Raw genomic sequence first — 14,595 nt, forward strand, 5'->3', positions numbered from 1 at the left:
TGTCTAATCTAGTCGTTGCTCAGGCCGAGTTGCCTGATCAGGGGACCCCATATCCTGCTATCGCGCTGCATCCATTCCTTTACCGCTTCCGGGCTGGATGGCAGCGGCTCGAGCTGAAGCGCATCGAGCCTGGCTTTCACCGAAGCATCGGCAAAGAACTTCCGGGTTTCCGCATTCAGCCGGTCAATGATTATCCTTGGCGTGCCAGCCGGCACTACCAGCGCGTACCAGCCCGGCAAAGGAAAATCCTTGATGCCGAGTTCGGCCAGCGTGGGCACATTGGGTACGCTCGATGCGCGCCGCGTACCGATAACTGCCAGCGGTTGCACCTTGCCGCCATTCGCCTGCACCGCGGCGGTGTTCAGCACATCTGCCATCAATTGCGTCTGGTTTCCCATTACGCTCGTCAGTCCGGCCGCCGCGCCGTTGTATGGCACGTGGGTCAGTTGCAGGCCCAGGCGCTGCTCCAGCATTTCAACGACGAGGTGGGTCGAGTTGCCTTTCCCCGCCGAGGCAAAATTCAATTCCGCCGGCTTCGCCTTTGCCGCTCTCGCCAGATCCTCCAGCGACTTGATCCCTGTGGACGGGCTGGCCACCAGCAGGAATGGCGTATTGACCAGCAGGCTGACGCCGTCGAAATCCTTCTGCGGGTCATAGGGCAATGCCTTGTACATATACGGGTTGAAAGCGAGATAGGAAATGCCCGCCACCATTACCGTATAGCCATCCGGCGCCTGCTTGGCGACGAAGCTGGCCGCCACCACGCCGTTCGCGCCGGCCCGGTTTTCCACCACCACCGGCGCCCCGAGATGGCGCGACATGTAATCGGCCCACAGCCGCCCGACCACATCGGTGCCGCCGCCCGGCGCTTGCGGCACCACCAGGCGCACCGGCTTGGCCGGGTACACCGCATCGGCGTGCGCGGATGCCGCGCCAAACTGCAAACCGGCTATGGCGCCCATCACGAGCGCGCCTGCCACCGCCCTGCTTTTCCATGTCCTCACGCTGCACTCCCGGTTGTCGTCCCAGCCCGCGCCGGGCGTGTCATCGAAGTGAAATCCACGACCGATTATGCATAGCCTATTCATGAATTAATAATGAAATAACTTGAGACTTCCATTAGCATTCGTGCATGACATGGAACCTTGACGACATCCTCTGGGCACGCCGGATGAAGCTGCGCCACCTGGAGGTTTTCCTCACGCTGGTGGAATCCGGCGGCATCACTGCGGCCGCCGAGGCGATGCACATGACGCAGCCCGCGGTCTCTCACTGGCTGAAGGACCTCGAAGATGTGGTGGGCACCGCGCTATTTGTCCGCGGACGACAATTGCAACTGACGCCGGCCGGGGAAGTGCTGCGGCGTCACGCGCTGCGCATGCTGGGCGATGTGCGCCGCGTAAACGATGAACTCGGCACGATCCGCACCGGTCTGGTGGGGCGCCTGCATGTGGGCTCCATCCTCTCCGCCGCGCCGGTGATCCTGCCCAAGGGCATTGCGCGGCTGCAGCGCCAGATGCCGGGCATCTTCATCCATGTGGTCGAGGCCACGCTGGAGACTTTGCTGGAGCGGCTGGGGCGCCGCGAACTGGACCTGATACTGGGCCCGCTCGACATCCGCGCTCATAAGTCCGGCTTCGCCAGCGAGTTGCTGATGGAAGACACCGTGAAGGTGGTGGCAAGCCCGGGCCATGCGATGGCGCGCAAGCGCAAGCCGACCTGGGCGCAGGCGGCGGCCTACGACTGGATCATGCCGCCGGCCGGCACCCTGATGCGCACGCGGCTGGAAGATGCGTTCATGCACGCCGCCACCCCGGTGCCGATGCCGCGCATCGAGACCGCTTCCATCATCACCATCCAGATGCTGCTGCGCGAGTCGCCATACCTGACCGTGCTGTCCGGGTCGGTCGCCGCTCACTATGCCGCGATGGGCCTGCTGGAATGCGTGCGGATGACGCCGGAAGTCGCCTTCAGCGCGCTCGGGATGCTGTGGAACAGGAATGCGGAGAGCCCTGGGCTGAGCCAGCTCGTGCAGTCGTTCAAGGAGGTCGCGCAGTCGCTATAGCGCCAGAGGCCGCGCACGGCGCCGCCCGCCGCAAAAGCTACACTGTCTGCCGTGCCGGCGCCTGCCGGCACGTTTTCACCCGAAGGAACCAACCCGCCACATGGACCTGAACGCCCTGCGCCTTTTCGTGGACATCGTCGACGCCGGCAACCTCTCGGCTGCCGCGCGCAAGCTCAAGATGACCCGCGCCAACGTGAGCTACCACCTGAAGGCCCTTGAAGAAGAACTGGGCGTGCAATTGCTGCGCCGTACCACCCGCCATGTCGAACCCACGCCAGTGGGCGCGGGGCTGTACGAGCACGGCCGCAACATCCTGGGCGAAGTGGCGGCGGCCAACGCGCTGATCAACAGCATGGGCAAGAGCCTGCAAGGCCACGTACGCCTGTCGGTACCCACCGGGCTGGGGCATTCGATGCTGTCGCCGCTGCTGGTGAAGTTCAAGCACCGCTATCCCGACATCACGCTCGACGTGGTGTTCGACAACCGCATCCACAACCTGGTGTCCGAGGATGTGGAAGTGGCGCTGCGCATCATCTCCACGCCACCGGATTCAGTGGTAGCGACCGAGATCGGCGTGGTCGAATGGGTGGTGTGCGGATCGCCAGGCTACCTGGCCACGCAGCCGCCTCCGCGCGAGCTGGCCGATCTCAAGGACCACGCCATCGTCTGCGCCTCGCCCATCGGCCAGAAGCTCAAGGCCTTCGGCACGCGCGGCAATGGCAGCGGCGCCGCACGCGAGCAAGTGTCGCTGGAGCCCACGCTGAGTTCCGAGAACTTCGCCTTCCTGAAGGATGGCGTGATGGGCGATCTCGGCCTGGGCATCTTCCCGCTCTACGCTGTCGGCGCGGAGCTCGACACGGGCGCCTTGCTGCCCGTGCTGGCGGACTACCAGATCAGCGTATTCGGTAGCCGTCTCTATATGCTGACCATGCCGAACCGCTACCAGACCATGGCCACGCGTTACCTGCTGAACTTCCTCAAGACCGAATTGCAGGCTTTGTGGCCCCAGCCGCGCCAGGCCGCCCCCGCGCAAGCGGACGACGAGGCATGACGGCGACGCGAGGCAACGCGGGCAAGGCGGATAGCAGCGCAGCCGGCGGGGGCACGGACTATAGTAGGAAACGCAGGGGCCCGCCCCCGTGGCCGCCGCACGTACAGCGAAGGAGACGCATCATGGCCTTGGCTACCACCCTGGCAAATTGCCTCAACAGCAGGAACAGCCGTTTCGACACCATCCGCCATCCCTACACCCTCAGCAGCATGGCCACTGCAGAGGCTGCGCACGTTCCCGGAGATCGCCTGGCCAAGACCCTGTTGCTGGAGGATGACATCGGCTACGTAGCCGCGGTGATCCCGTCCAGCCACCACCTCAACCTCGCCGCCATCTGCGCGCAAACCGGGCGCACGCTGGTACTGGCGCATGAAGACGAAATCCGCGAAGTCTTCAAGGATTGCGATCTCGGCGCCATTCCGCCAGTCGCCATGGCCTACGGCATGCACACCTATCTCGATGACAGCCTGCTGGCCCAGCCGGAAGTATTCTTCGAGGCAGGCGACCACCAGCAACTCGTCCACATGAGCGGCGACCAGTTCGCAGACCTGATGGCAGGAGCAGAACAAGGGCATTTCTCGCGCCGCATGATGTAGCAAACCGAAGTGTGTGGCCCGCGAGCGGGCCACACACAGCACGATGCAAAGCGAGCCGTGAAGGTTTACCTACCAGGCCGCGCAGGGGTGGTGAAACTGCCTTTGACTTTAAGCTTTTGAAGTAAGGCCTTTGACGTCAAAGCCTCCAACACTGCAATTCACCAAACCACCCTACTGCAAACTAACCCCGGCCTGCCTGACCAACTTCTCCGTCCGCGGAATCTCCGCCCCAACCATCGCCCCAAAATCCGCCACCGAGCCCCCTCGCGGCTCGGCACCAGTAGCCGCCAGCTTCTCCCGAAAGCCTGGATCCTTAAGCAGCTTGTTGATCGATGCATTCAACTTGGCAACCACCTCCGCCGGCGTGCCCTTGGGCGCAACGATCCCATACCAGGGCGCAATATCGAACCCCGGATACCCCTGCTCGGCAATCGTAGGAATCTCCGGCGCCATCGCCGAACGCTTGCTGTTCGACACGCCCAGCGCCCGCAACTTGCCCGCCTTCACATAAGGCAGGCCCGTCATGATCGTATCGAAATACATCGATACCTGTCCCGAAAGCAGTGCGGGAATCGCCTCCCCCGCCCCCTTGTACGGCACGTGCACGATATCGATTCCGGCCAGCGCCTTGAGCATCTCGCCCGCCATATGCGAGGTGGTACCGGCGCCGAACGAGGCGTAGGTCAGCTTGCCCGGATTGGCCTTGGCATAGGCGATCATTTCCGGCAGCGTCTTGAAGGGCTGGTCAGGACTGGCCAGCAAAATATTCGGCRTGAAGGCCACCACCGCGACCTTCTCGAAAGCATCGGGATCGTAGCTGAGCTTCTTGTACAGAAAGCGGTTGGTCACCATGGAGGCGGGACCGGACATCAGCAGCGTGTAGCCATCGCCGGGCGCGCGCGCGGCGGCCTCGCTGCCGATCATGGCGGCGGCGCCGGGACGGTTCTCGACCACGAAGGTCTGGCCATATTCGCGGCCCAGGCCCATACCGAGCTGGCGTGTGATCAGGTCGGTGGCGGAGCCAGCCTGGAAGGGGACGACAATGCGCACCGGCTGAGTGGGCCAGTCATGCCGGGCCTGGGCAGAGGCAGGGGCGGCGGCAATGAGGCTGGTGGCAAGCATGGCGGCCAGCGCGGCGACGGTGCGGCTTTGGAGCAAAGGGAAGGTCATGGGATTCCTGGCTTCTGGTAGTGAACCGTCGTGATCCAAAGGACGGCGGATACGCATCAGCAGCAAGCCCCGTGCCATCCGGCTCGCAGTAAACTCCGGCATTTTCAGGGCGCGACCAAGCCGCCCCCATCGCTACCATCGCTTTGAGATGCTGGCGCACCGTGTTGGGTATCCGGCCTTCCGCCGTTAGTGCATATTGCCTGCGCGGCGCACCGGTTTGGGCGCGCGCAAATCACTCATGATGATTCCGCGATGGAAGTGGAACGAAGGCGATTTCCCGCATCGGCCCCGGCCCGCTGCGGCAACGTCAGCGACAGCCCGGCTGCGATGATCAGCGCGATACCCGCCATGGCGGGACCATCCGGCCAGCGGCCGAACCACAGCGCGCTGTACACCAGCGCCAGCAGCAAATGGCAATAATTGAGCGGCGCCACGGTGGATGCCGGCGCGCGCTGCAGAGCGAGGATCAGCAGCACCTGTGCGATCGCGCTCATGAATCCCATGGCGAGAATGGCCAGCCAGTCTGCCATGCCAGGCCATGCCGCGGGCAGGAAGAACGGCGCCGGCAACCCTGTGGCAATCATGCAGATCACCGCCGCGAAACCGTACTGCACGCCCGCCTCCACCTTCCCGGCAAGGCGCCGCGTCAGCAGCTGCAGCAGGGCATACGCCACCGCCGCGGCGACCATCAGCACCGTGCCCACTGCCGACAGTTCCCCGCCGGGCCGCACGATCAGCAGCATGCCCGCGAAGCCCGCCGCCACCGCCACCCACTTGCGCGGCCCCACGCGCTCGCCCAGCAGCCACGGCGAGAGCGCGACGATGACCAGCGGCGACATGAAGTAGATCGCCGTGGCCTCGGCCAGCGGCATCCACAGCAGCGCGGTCATGAAGCAGGTGCCCACCAGCGCCAGCATCACGCCGCGCAGCGCCARCATCCCGCGGTGGGGCGTGCGCCAGAAGCGCAGGCGTCCCGAGCCCGCCAGCATGGCGATGGCCACGGTGGCGGTAATGGCATAGCGCACAGCATTGAGGAAAGGCGCGGGATAGCGCCCCACCAGATGCTTGGCGGTGGCATCCACGGTGGCGAACAACGCCACCGCGCAGAGAAAGATCAGGCCACCGCGCCACCAGCCCGCCGCGCCTGCGTGCCCCGGATCGCTCATACCCCGGCCATCGCAGGGACAAGGCCAGACAGGAAAGCGTCGAGCGCGGGACCGATCGCCTCCACCTCGTAGCCGCCCTCCTGCACCACCACCGTGGGCACGCCCAGCGCATTGATGCGCTCACCGATGCCACGGTACGCGTCCAGCCCGACGCGCAATACGCTGATGGGATCGTGGATATAGGTGTCGAAGCCCAGCGCCAGTACCAGCGCCTGCGGCCGGTAGTCGCGCAGCGCGTCGAGCGCGTTGTCGAGCGCGCCCAGGAAGCCGGCATCCCCGGTGTCGTGCGGCAGCGGGAAGTTCAGGTTGTAGCCGTAGCCCGCGCCATAGCCGCGCTCGTTGGCGTAGCCGGTATAGAAGGGGTAATACGCGCTGGGGTCGGCGTGCAGCGAGATCGTCATCACGTCGGAGCGCTGGTAGAAGATCTGCTGGGTGCCATCGCCGTGGTGGGCGTCCACGTCGAGCACCGCTACCTTGTCGAACCGCTTGAGCAGCGTCTCGGCGGCGATGGCCGAGTTGTTGACATAGCAGAAGCCCACCGCGCGGTCGCTGTGCGCATGGTGGCCGGACGGGCGCGACAGCGAGTACGCGACACCCTGCCGGTCCTGCTGCTCGCAGACGTACCCGGCCGCGGCCACGGCGCTGTGCGCGGAGCGCAGGATGGAACGCCAGCTATGCGGCCCGAGCGGCGCGCTCAGGTCGCCGAGGTAGTAACCAGCCTGCGCGATGATGGAATCGGTCGGGCACGGCACGCGGCGCGGCTGGTCTACGCGGCCGTTGTAGTACGGGGAGAGATTTGGCAGCACTTCGATGCCCGGCTCGAAGCCGGGGCGCGCCAGCGCCATCCAGCGTTCGTAAGCGTAGCCGAGGAAATCGAGATATGCCGGGCTGTGCACCGCCTCCAGCGGCGCGCGGCCGAAGTCCGCCGGCTCGGCCAGCGCAATGCCGCGCCCGGCCAGCGCACGTTGCAGCGCGTGGGCGCGGGCGGGCACGTCGGTAGGTTCGCACAAGCGGCCCGCGCGCATGAACTGGCGGGGCTGGTGCAGCAGTTGGTCATCCGAGAAGAAGGCGCGCATGATGGTTTTTGTAAAGGTGAGACTCACGGTTTCCGGGCCGCCGGGTGGCGCCCCTGGCACCACGTCGCCTGAGCTTGCGCGTTGTCGTTATCGCCGGCCTGGACCCCTTGCCACTCAGTCGCCCGTGGCGGGCGGCTGCGCGGCGGTTTGCTTGATTTCGATTTCCACGAACACGCATTCGCCGTCATGCGCGTTGATCACGTTGTGCTCCACGCCCGCGCCGCGGTAGTAGGCGCGGCCCGCCACGAGCTGGCTGACGACCTCGCCGGCCGGCGTCTCCAGCCGCAGCGCGCCGGTGGTCATCGGCACCACCACGTAGTCGTAGCCATGGCGATGATGGCCGGTCTCCGCGCCCGGCGCGAAGCGCCACTCGGTGACGACCACGCGGTCGTTGTCGACCTGCACGGTGGGGACGGCCTGGGGTCTGCTCATGGCGGATGCTCCTGAAAGCGATATGTGTTGTGGCAAAGGCCTGGCGGCTTAGCGGTCCACCCCGCCCGGCGAGGTCGCGGGCGTTGGCCAGCATCAGTTCGTACCTGGCGCGCAGCACCTGGGCGCGCTCGCGGGCCGCATGGCGCGCGCGGCTTCAGGCAGCGGCGCGGATCAGCGTCGGGTCCCACTCCTTGCCAGGAATCGCGGCAATCAGCCGCTGCGTGTAATCGTGCAGCGGCGCGTCGAAGATCTGGCCGGGCGGTCCGGACTCCACCACCTTGCCCTTGTGCATCACGATCACGTGGTGGCAGATCTGGGCGGCAACACGCAAGTCGTGGGTAATGAAGATCAGGCCGATATCGAGCCGCTTCTGCAGGTCGCTCAGCAGTTGCAGCACCTGCGCCTGCACCGAGACATCGAGCGCGGAGACGGATTCGTCGGCCACCAGCAGCTTCGGCTCCAGCGCCAGCGCACGCGCGATGCCGATACGCTGGCGCTGGCCGCCGGAGAACTGGTTGGGATAGCGGTCGAAGGCGGACGCCTCCAGCCCTACCAGCTGCAGCAGTTCGCGGCCGCGGGTCTGCGCCCTGGCCAGCGGCACGCCGTTGGCCACCGGGCCGTCGGTGATGATGCGCCCCACCGTATGACGCGGGTTGAGCGAGGCGAACGGGTCCTGGAAAATCATCTGCACGTCGCTGCGCAGCGGACGGAACTGGCGCTCGGACAGGCGCGCGATATCCTGCCCGTCGAACAGCAGCTCGCCGCCGTCGATATCGGTCAGCTTCAGCAGGCATTTGCCGATGGTGGACTTGCCCGAACCGGATTCGCCGACGATGCCCAGCGTCTGGCCGCGCCGCACGCTGAAGCTCACGCCGTCCACGGCGTTGACCACGCGCTTCTTGCTGAACAGACCGCCGCCGGAAGAGTACGTCTTGCGCAGCCCGCGCACATCCAGCACGATCTCGGCCGCCTGCTGGTCGCGCGCCTTGGCGCGTCCGTGCGGCACCGCGCCGATCAGGCGGCGGGTATAGGGATGCTGCGGGTGGTTGAGCACTTGCTGCACCGTCCCGACTTCCACCAGCACGCCCTTCTCCATCACCGCGACGCGGTCGGCGATCTCCGCCACCACGCCAAAGTCATGCGTGACGAACATCACGCCCATACCCTTCTCCGCCTGGATGCGCTTGATCAGCGCCAGGATCTGGGCCTGCGTGGTGACGTCGAGCGCCGTGGTGGGTTCGTCGGCGATCAGCAGCGCCGGCTCCAGCGCGAGCGCCATGGCGATCACTACGCGCTGCCGCTGCCCGCCGGACAGGCGGAACGGATAGCTGTGGATCAGCGTAGCGGGATCGGGCAGGCCCACGAACGCCAGCAACTCCAGTACACGCCGGGTACGCGCCTCGCCCGGACAGGCGTCGTGCACGCGCATGACCTCGGCGATCTGGTCGCCTACCGTCATCACGGGGTTCAGGGCCGATAGCGGCTCCTGGAACACCATCGCCATTTCCTTGCCCCGCATGGACAGCAGGGTCTGCTCGTCCTGTGCCAGCAGGTCCTTGCCCTGGAACAGGATCTGGCCGCCCCGCGGCTTCAGGTAGGGCGGCAGCAGGCCCATGATGGCGTTGGCGCTCATCGACTTGCCCGAGCCGGACTCGCCGACGATGCAGAGGATCTCTCCGGCGTGCAGGTCGTAGCTCACGTCCTTCACCGCGTGCGCGCGGTCGCCGCCGGCGGGCAGCGCGATGGTGAGGTCGCGCACGGATAGCAGCGGTAGCTTGTCTGGTGCTTGCATGGTGCGTATTCCTTGTGCTTACTCGCCTCGGCGGCGCAGTTGCGGGTTCATGGCGTCGTTCAGGCCTTCGCCGATCAGGTTGATGGAGAGCACCGTCAGCAGGATGGCCACGCCGGGCCACACGCTCATCCACCAGGCTTCGCGGATCATGGTGCGGGCCGCGCCGATCATGAAGCCCCAGCTCATCATGTTGCGGTCGCCCAGGCCCAGGAAGGACAGCGCCGACTCGGTCAGGATCGCGGTCGCCACCATGAAGGAGGCCGACACGATGATGGGCGACATGGCGTTCGGCAGGATCTGCGTGAGGATGATCCTCAGCGGCTTCTGCCCGATCACCACCGCGGCCTGCACGAATTCGCGCTGCTTGAGGGTGAGGAACTCGCCGCGCACCAGCCGCGCGACCGGCGGCCACGACACCACCGAGATGGCGGCCACGATGGAGTAGATAGTGGGATTGAAGATCGCCACGATCACCACTGCCATCGCCAGTTGCGGAATGGTCTGGAAGAACTCGGTGAAGCGCATCAGCGCGTCGTCGATGCGGCCGCCGCAATAGCCGGCCACCGAGCCGATCAGGATGCCGAACACCAGCGCCACGCCGGTGGAGATCACGCCCACCAGCAACGAGACGCGCGCGCCGTACAGCATGCCGGCGGTGATGTCGCGCCCGAGCATGTCGGTGCCGAAGGGAAAGGCCGCTTCGGCAAACGGGCGCACCAGCGGATCGCCCACCATCAGCCAGGGCGACTCCTCGTACAGCACCGGCGCCAGCAGCGCCACGGCCACCACCAGCAGCAGCACGACCAGGCCGATCACCGCGCCGTAGTTGCGGCAATAACGTTGTGCGAAGGCTTTCATGCCGTGGCTCCCTTGCCGCCCACCGAGATGCGCGGGTCGATAAAGCGGTAGACGATGTCCGTCACCAGGTTAAAGAACACCACCAGCGCCGAGGTGACGAAGAAGATGCCGAGCAGCAGCTGGTAGTCACGCTGCAGYAGGGCATCGAACATCAGCCGGCCGATGCCCGGCCAGGAGAAGACGGTTTCGGTCAGCACCGCGCCGCCCGCCATCTGGCCAAGCTGGATACCGGCAAAGGTGATCACCGGCAACAATGCGTTGCGCAGCACATGCACGCGGATCACGCGCCCGGAGGGCACGCCTTTGGCGCGCGCGGTCTTGACAAAGTCCATACCCATCACTTCCAGCATCGACGCCCGCGTCAGGCGCACATACACCGCCATGAAAAAGCAGCCCAGCGAGATGGTGGGCAGGATCATGTGCAGCGCCACGTCCTGCACGCGCGCCATGCCGGTATAGCCGGCGCCGATGGTTTCCATGCCGAAGGCGGGCAGCCAGCCCAGCACCACCGARAACAGGATGATGGCCATCAGCGACAGCCAGAACAGCGGTGTGGCGTACAGCAGCAGCGCGCCGGACATCACCGCGCTGTCGATCCAGCGCCGCTTGTTCTCATAGCGCGTGCGCGCCGAGACCACGCCCAGGAACACGCCGAGCACGAGGGAGAAGACGAAGGCGCCGCTCATCAGCACGATGGTGGCGGGCAGCCGGTCCAGGATCAGGTCGAGCACCGGCAGGTGATTGCGATAGGAGTAGCCGAGATCGAGCGTGGCCACGCCTTTCAGGTAGATGCCAAGCTGCGTCAGCACCGGCTGGTCGAGCCCGAACTGCTGGCGCAACTGGCCCACGAAGGCGGCATCGCCCGCGCCGGCCTCGCCCGCCAGCACGGTGGCTGGGTCTCCCGGCGCCATGCGGATCAGGAAGAAGTTGATGATGACCACGCCGAGGACGACCACGAGGGCCTTCCACAGCCGGGATAGCAGGAAAGAGAGAAAATTCACGGCATGCTCCACACGGGCAAACGCTGGGCCCGGGCCGGCCGCGCCATCACCGCAGTCCTGGCGGAGCGCGGCGGCGACGGGCTTGGCCGGCACCATCTCGCGCGCGCCGGGCGGGTTGCCCGGCGCGCGAACTTACTGGCGGCTTCGTACTCGCGTACTCAGTTCTTCTCGATGGAGACGTTGTCAAACGACTCGTTCAGGCCGATGGCGGTGGTCACGAGGTTCTTGGCGTTCTTGCGGTACAGCGTGGGGAACTCCAGCTCGAACAGGTTGCCCGCGGCCACTTCCGTCATCAGGATCTTCTGCACCTCGGTGTAGAGCTTCTGGCGCTCCGCCGGGTCCATGGTGATGCTGGCCTTGGCCCACAGTTCATCCGATTGCGGATTGCTGTAGCCCTGTACATTGGCGAACGGCGTACCCTTGACGATGTTTTTGGTCACGTAGAGCCGTTCCACGCCCAGCGCCGGATCGCCGTACTGGTAGGTGTAGGTGGCGGTCAGGTCGAAGTCCCAGTTGCTGACGCGGGCCGACCAGGTGCCGGCATCGGCGGACTCGATGCTGACCTTGAAGCCGAGCTGTTCCAGCATCTGCTTCATGTACTCGTCAAGGCGGTCCCAGTTGGCGCCGTAGGACGTGGACAGGATCTTGACCGGGTACTGGCCCACGTTGACGCCGGACTCCTTGATCAGCTCGCGCGCCTTCTTCAGGTTGAAATCATAGGCCGGCGTGTTCTTGTCGAAGAACAGCGTGGCCGAGGCGAACGGGCTGATCGCCGGCTTGCCCATGCCGAAGAAGATGTTGTCCACGATCATCTTGCGATTGAGCGCGTGCATCACCGCCTGGCGCACCTTGACGTTGTTGAACGGCGGCTTGCGCGTGTTCATCAGCAGGTTCGACATGGGCGAGAACAGCTCCCAGCCCTTGGTGGTGTATTCCACATTGGGCAGCGTGCGCAGGCGCTTGACGTCCACGTTGTCGACGTCGCCGCCGCGCAGCACCTGCACGTCGCCCTTCTCGAAGGCGACCGCGCGCGAGGCCGAATCCGGGATCACGTAGAAGACCAGCTCATCCAGGTAGGGCTTGCCCTTCTTCCAGTAGTTGGGGTTCTTGGCCAGCTTGATATAGGCGCCCTTCTTCCACTCCTTGAACACGAAGGGGCCGGTGCCGACGGGCTTCTGGTTGGCGGGGTTGTTGCGGTAATCGGTGCCGTCGTAGATGTGCTTGGGCATCATCGGCATGGTGCCGGTCTCGAACATCGAGATAAACGGCGGGAAGGCTTCCTTGAGCTTGATCTCGACCGTGCTGTCGTTCACCGCGCGGATCGACTCCACGTACTTGTTGAGCACCGCGCGGGTACGCACGTGGACTTCGCGCAGCATCTTGTCGATCGAGAACACCACGTCGGCGGAGGTGAAGGGCTTGCCGTCATGCCACTTCACGCCGCTCTGCAACTCGAACGTGTAGGTCAGGCCATCGGGCGAGATCTTCCACGACTTGGCCAGTTCCGGGCGCGGCTTCAGGTCGGGGCCGTAGGTCAGCAGGCCCTGGTAGATCTTGCCGGCGATGTATTGCGTGGGCGCCTGCGAGTTCATCGCGCTGATCAGGATCGGCGGTTCGGGTTGCACGATGCCGGACAATGTGCCGCCGGCGGTCTGCGCGGCAGCGTTGCCCGCGGGCAATAGTACCGGTGCCAGGGCCAGGCCGGCGGTGGCCAGCGCCATCGACACCAGGCTTTTGCCAAAGCTCTTTTTCAGGTGTTGGGTGAGGTGTTTCATCGGTCAGTTTCCTGTGGTGGTGATCGTGATCTGCGGATACGGAAGACGACTAACTTCGATTGCCTGGGTCCATGGCACCTCATGCAGCCCCGTCAAGCCGCGCGAGTGCCGCGCGCCGCCATGCGGACGCGCCGACGCATTGACGCATTGACGCGTTGACTCAGGTAGCGACCGGCTCGACACCGCACCAGTCATGCATGAACTGCGCGAGCGTGGTGGCGACGCGCACCATGCTTTCGATGGAAACCGACTCGTCGATGCCGTGGATGTTGCGGGCCTGCGGTCCGTAGCAGGTCACCGGCGTTTCCAGCATCAGGCGGAAATGCCGCGCATCGGTGGTGGCGGTGGTGGCCTCGCGCCGCACTGCCTCGCCATTGACCTTGCGGTGCGCCTCGCCCAGCGCCTGCATGCTGGGCACATCGAGATCGAACTCGCAACCGGGCGCGTGGAAACCTTCGTAGCGGATATTGAGTGTCAGGTTGCTGGCCAGGCGATCCAGCGTGGCTTGCACGCAGGCCGCGACCCGCGCCTTGGCATCGGTCACGCTCATGGTCGGGTAGAAGCCGATGCGGATCCCCAGCGTGCAGGTGCAGGGCACCGACGAATTCCACTCGCCGCCCTGGATCTGGCCAAGGTTGAAGTTGATCGGGTGGGCGTGGTCGCGATAGGCTGCGGGACGGTTCTCGGGCAGGTTCCACTCGGCCTCGAGCTTGCGCAGGCCGGCCATCACTTCGATGCCGGCTTCCACCGGGTTCACGCCGCTGGTCATGTAGGCCGCGTGCGCGGGCCGCCCGGTCAGTTCCACGAACATCCAGAACACGCCCATCTGCGCGCTCATCAGGCTCTCGCCCAGCGGCTCGGGAATCACCACGGTGTCGAAGGAAGCCAGCTTGCCGGCGCCCACCGCGCTGCGCAGCGCAGCCACGGTGGCGAGCGCGCCATTGCCGGTGTTCTCTTCTTCGAGCACGGAGTTGAAACCGACCGCGCCGGCGGGCTGCACGCCGAGGTCCTTCAGCGCCTTGTAGGCGGCGAGCGTGCAGATGATGCCGGCCTTCATATCGCCCGCGCCGCGGCCGAACAGCCAGCCGTCCTCGACGAAGGGCGCATAGGGCGACTGGCGCCACATCGATTCCGGTCCGGTGGGCACCACATCCAGATGGCCGTTGAACAACACGGAACGGCCGCCCTTGGCCACCGGCCTGTGCGTGGCCAGCAGGTTGTAGCGGCCGCCGTCCGGACAGCACGGCGGCGAGAACAGCGGCAGGTCCTTGAGCGTCTCGCTGCGCAGGTAGATGCGCTCGGGCTCCAGGCCAAGTTCGCGCAGCGCGCCTTCCATGAACGCCACGGCCGGCTGTTCCTGTCCGGAGGGACTGGGCGCCGCCACGAACTCCGACAGCGTGCGCACCATGTACGGCTCCAGCGCGCGCACTGCGGCGGCGATGTCGTCGGTGGAAAGCGTGGGGGTAGCAATGGAGGACAAACCGGAACTGCCTGCAGGACGATGCATAAGTGGCTCCACGGGGGTCCGGTGCACGCAGCGGGCGTGTGTCCGGAGAGGGCAACTCGGCCGGATAGGCCGGATCGGCAAAACGCCGTTCAGGAAAACGACGCTC

13 protein-coding genes are annotated in these 14,595 nt (G+C 65.6%); 3 read left to right on the plus strand and 10 right to left on the minus strand.

Annotated features, from left to right (window positions below):
- Positions 1–8 precede the first annotated feature (8 nt).
- Positions 9–1,004, minus strand: coding sequence for a Bug family tripartite tricarboxylate transporter substrate binding protein (locus AC1DN0_RS15220; RefSeq protein ID WP_441631402.1), 996 nt, complete (start codon positions 1,002–1,004; stop codon positions 9–11).
- Between the two features lie 128 nt (positions 1,005–1,132).
- Between AC1DN0_RS15220 and AC1DN0_RS15225 the strand changes: the two genes are divergently transcribed.
- The 3 genes from AC1DN0_RS15225 to AC1DN0_RS15235 all read left to right on the plus strand — a co-directional run bounded on the left by AC1DN0_RS15225 (position 1,133) and on the right by AC1DN0_RS15235 (position 3,712).
- Positions 1,133–2,065 carry a LysR family transcriptional regulator gene (locus AC1DN0_RS15225; RefSeq protein ID WP_441631404.1) on the plus strand — a complete coding sequence of 311 codons (933 nt, stop codon included), beginning with the start codon at positions 1,133–1,135 and terminating at the stop codon, positions 2,063–2,065.
- Positions 2,066–2,165: 100 nt separating this feature from the next.
- Positions 2,166–3,116, plus strand: coding sequence for a LysR family transcriptional regulator (locus tag AC1DN0_RS15230; protein ID WP_441631406.1), 951 nt, complete (start codon positions 2,166–2,168; stop codon positions 3,114–3,116).
- Between the two features lie 122 nt (positions 3,117–3,238).
- A complete protein-coding gene (locus AC1DN0_RS15235) occupies positions 3,239–3,712 on the plus strand; it encodes an aminoacyl-tRNA deacylase (RefSeq protein WP_441631408.1) in 474 nt (157 codons plus the stop codon).
- 171 nt (positions 3,713–3,883) lie between these two features.
- Here AC1DN0_RS15235 and AC1DN0_RS15240 read toward each other — a convergent pair whose 3' ends face one another.
- The 9 genes from AC1DN0_RS15240 to AC1DN0_RS15280 form a co-directional block, all read right to left on the minus strand.
- On the minus strand, positions 3,884–4,882 hold the full coding sequence (locus AC1DN0_RS15240) for a Bug family tripartite tricarboxylate transporter substrate binding protein (RefSeq protein ID WP_477145826.1): 999 nt from the start codon (positions 4,880–4,882) through the stop codon (positions 3,884–3,886).
- Positions 4,883–5,118: 236 nt separating this feature from the next.
- Positions 5,119–6,048 (minus strand): DMT family transporter, encoded by a 930-nt coding sequence (locus tag AC1DN0_RS15245; protein ID WP_441631412.1) that lies wholly within the window; start codon positions 6,046–6,048, stop codon positions 5,119–5,121.
- The gene (locus AC1DN0_RS15250; protein ID WP_441631438.1) at positions 6,045–7,124 is read right to left on the minus strand and encodes a histone deacetylase family protein; all 1,080 of its coding nucleotides are present in this window, start codon (positions 7,122–7,124) and stop codon (positions 6,045–6,047) included. The genes AC1DN0_RS15245 and AC1DN0_RS15250 overlap by 4 nt, the downstream gene beginning before the upstream one ends.
- Positions 7,125–7,238: 114 nt before the next feature.
- A complete protein-coding gene (locus tag AC1DN0_RS15255) occupies positions 7,239–7,556 on the minus strand; it encodes a cupin domain-containing protein (RefSeq protein WP_441631414.1) in 318 nt (105 codons plus the stop codon).
- Positions 7,557–7,710: 154 nt separating this feature from the next.
- The gene (locus AC1DN0_RS15260; protein ID WP_441631416.1) at positions 7,711–9,348 is read right to left on the minus strand and encodes an ABC transporter ATP-binding protein; all 1,638 of its coding nucleotides are present in this window, start codon (positions 9,346–9,348) and stop codon (positions 7,711–7,713) included.
- Positions 9,349–9,366: 18 nt separating this feature from the next.
- A complete protein-coding gene (locus AC1DN0_RS15265) occupies positions 9,367–10,206 on the minus strand; it encodes an ABC transporter permease (protein WP_035859582.1) in 840 nt (279 codons plus the stop codon).
- Entirely contained in the window at positions 10,203–11,207 is a 1,005-nt protein-coding gene (locus AC1DN0_RS15270; protein WP_441631418.1) for an ABC transporter permease, read from the minus strand. The genes AC1DN0_RS15265 and AC1DN0_RS15270 overlap by 4 nt, the downstream gene beginning before the upstream one ends.
- A 158-nt stretch (positions 11,208–11,365) precedes the next feature.
- Positions 11,366–12,982: an ABC transporter substrate-binding protein gene (locus AC1DN0_RS15275; protein ID WP_441631419.1), complete on the minus strand. Its 1,617-nt coding sequence runs from the start codon at positions 12,980–12,982 to the stop codon at positions 11,366–11,368.
- Between the two features lie 160 nt (positions 12,983–13,142).
- Positions 13,143–14,489, minus strand: a complete 1,347-nt coding sequence (locus AC1DN0_RS15280) for an ArgE/DapE family deacylase (RefSeq protein WP_276286008.1) — start codon at positions 14,487–14,489, stop codon at positions 13,143–13,145.
- Positions 14,490–14,595: the final 106 nt, after the last annotated feature.

The organism is Cupriavidus sp. 05N39 (assembly GCF_056397325.1).

Coding starts and splice junctions, on each gene's coding strand:
- AC1DN0_RS15225 (WP_441631404.1), top strand. CDS start 1,133: ATGACATGGAACCTTGACGACATCCTCTGGGCACGCCGGATGAAGCTG.
- AC1DN0_RS15230 (WP_441631406.1), top strand. CDS start 2,166: ATGGACCTGAACGCCCTGCGCCTTTTCGTGGACATCGTCGACGCCGGC.
- AC1DN0_RS15235 (WP_441631408.1), top strand. CDS start 3,239: ATGGCCTTGGCTACCACCCTGGCAAATTGCCTCAACAGCAGGAACAGC.
- AC1DN0_RS15250 (WP_441631438.1), bottom strand. CDS start 7,124: ATGCGCGCCTTCTTCTCGGATGACCAACTGCTGCACCAGCCCCGCCAG.
- AC1DN0_RS15255 (WP_441631414.1), bottom strand. CDS start 7,556: ATGAGCAGACCCCAGGCCGTCCCCACCGTGCAGGTCGACAACGACCGC.
- AC1DN0_RS15260 (WP_441631416.1), bottom strand. CDS start 9,348: ATGCAAGCACCAGACAAGCTACCGCTGCTATCCGTGCGCGACCTCACC.
- AC1DN0_RS15265 (WP_035859582.1), bottom strand. CDS start 10,206: ATGAAAGCCTTCGCACAACGTTATTGCCGCAACTACGGCGCGGTGATC.
- AC1DN0_RS15275 (WP_441631419.1), bottom strand. CDS start 12,982: ATGAAACACCTCACCCAACACCTGAAAAAGAGCTTTGGCAAAAGCCTG.
- AC1DN0_RS15280 (WP_276286008.1), bottom strand. CDS start 14,489: ATGCATCGTCCTGCAGGCAGTTCCGGTTTGTCCTCCATTGCTACCCCC.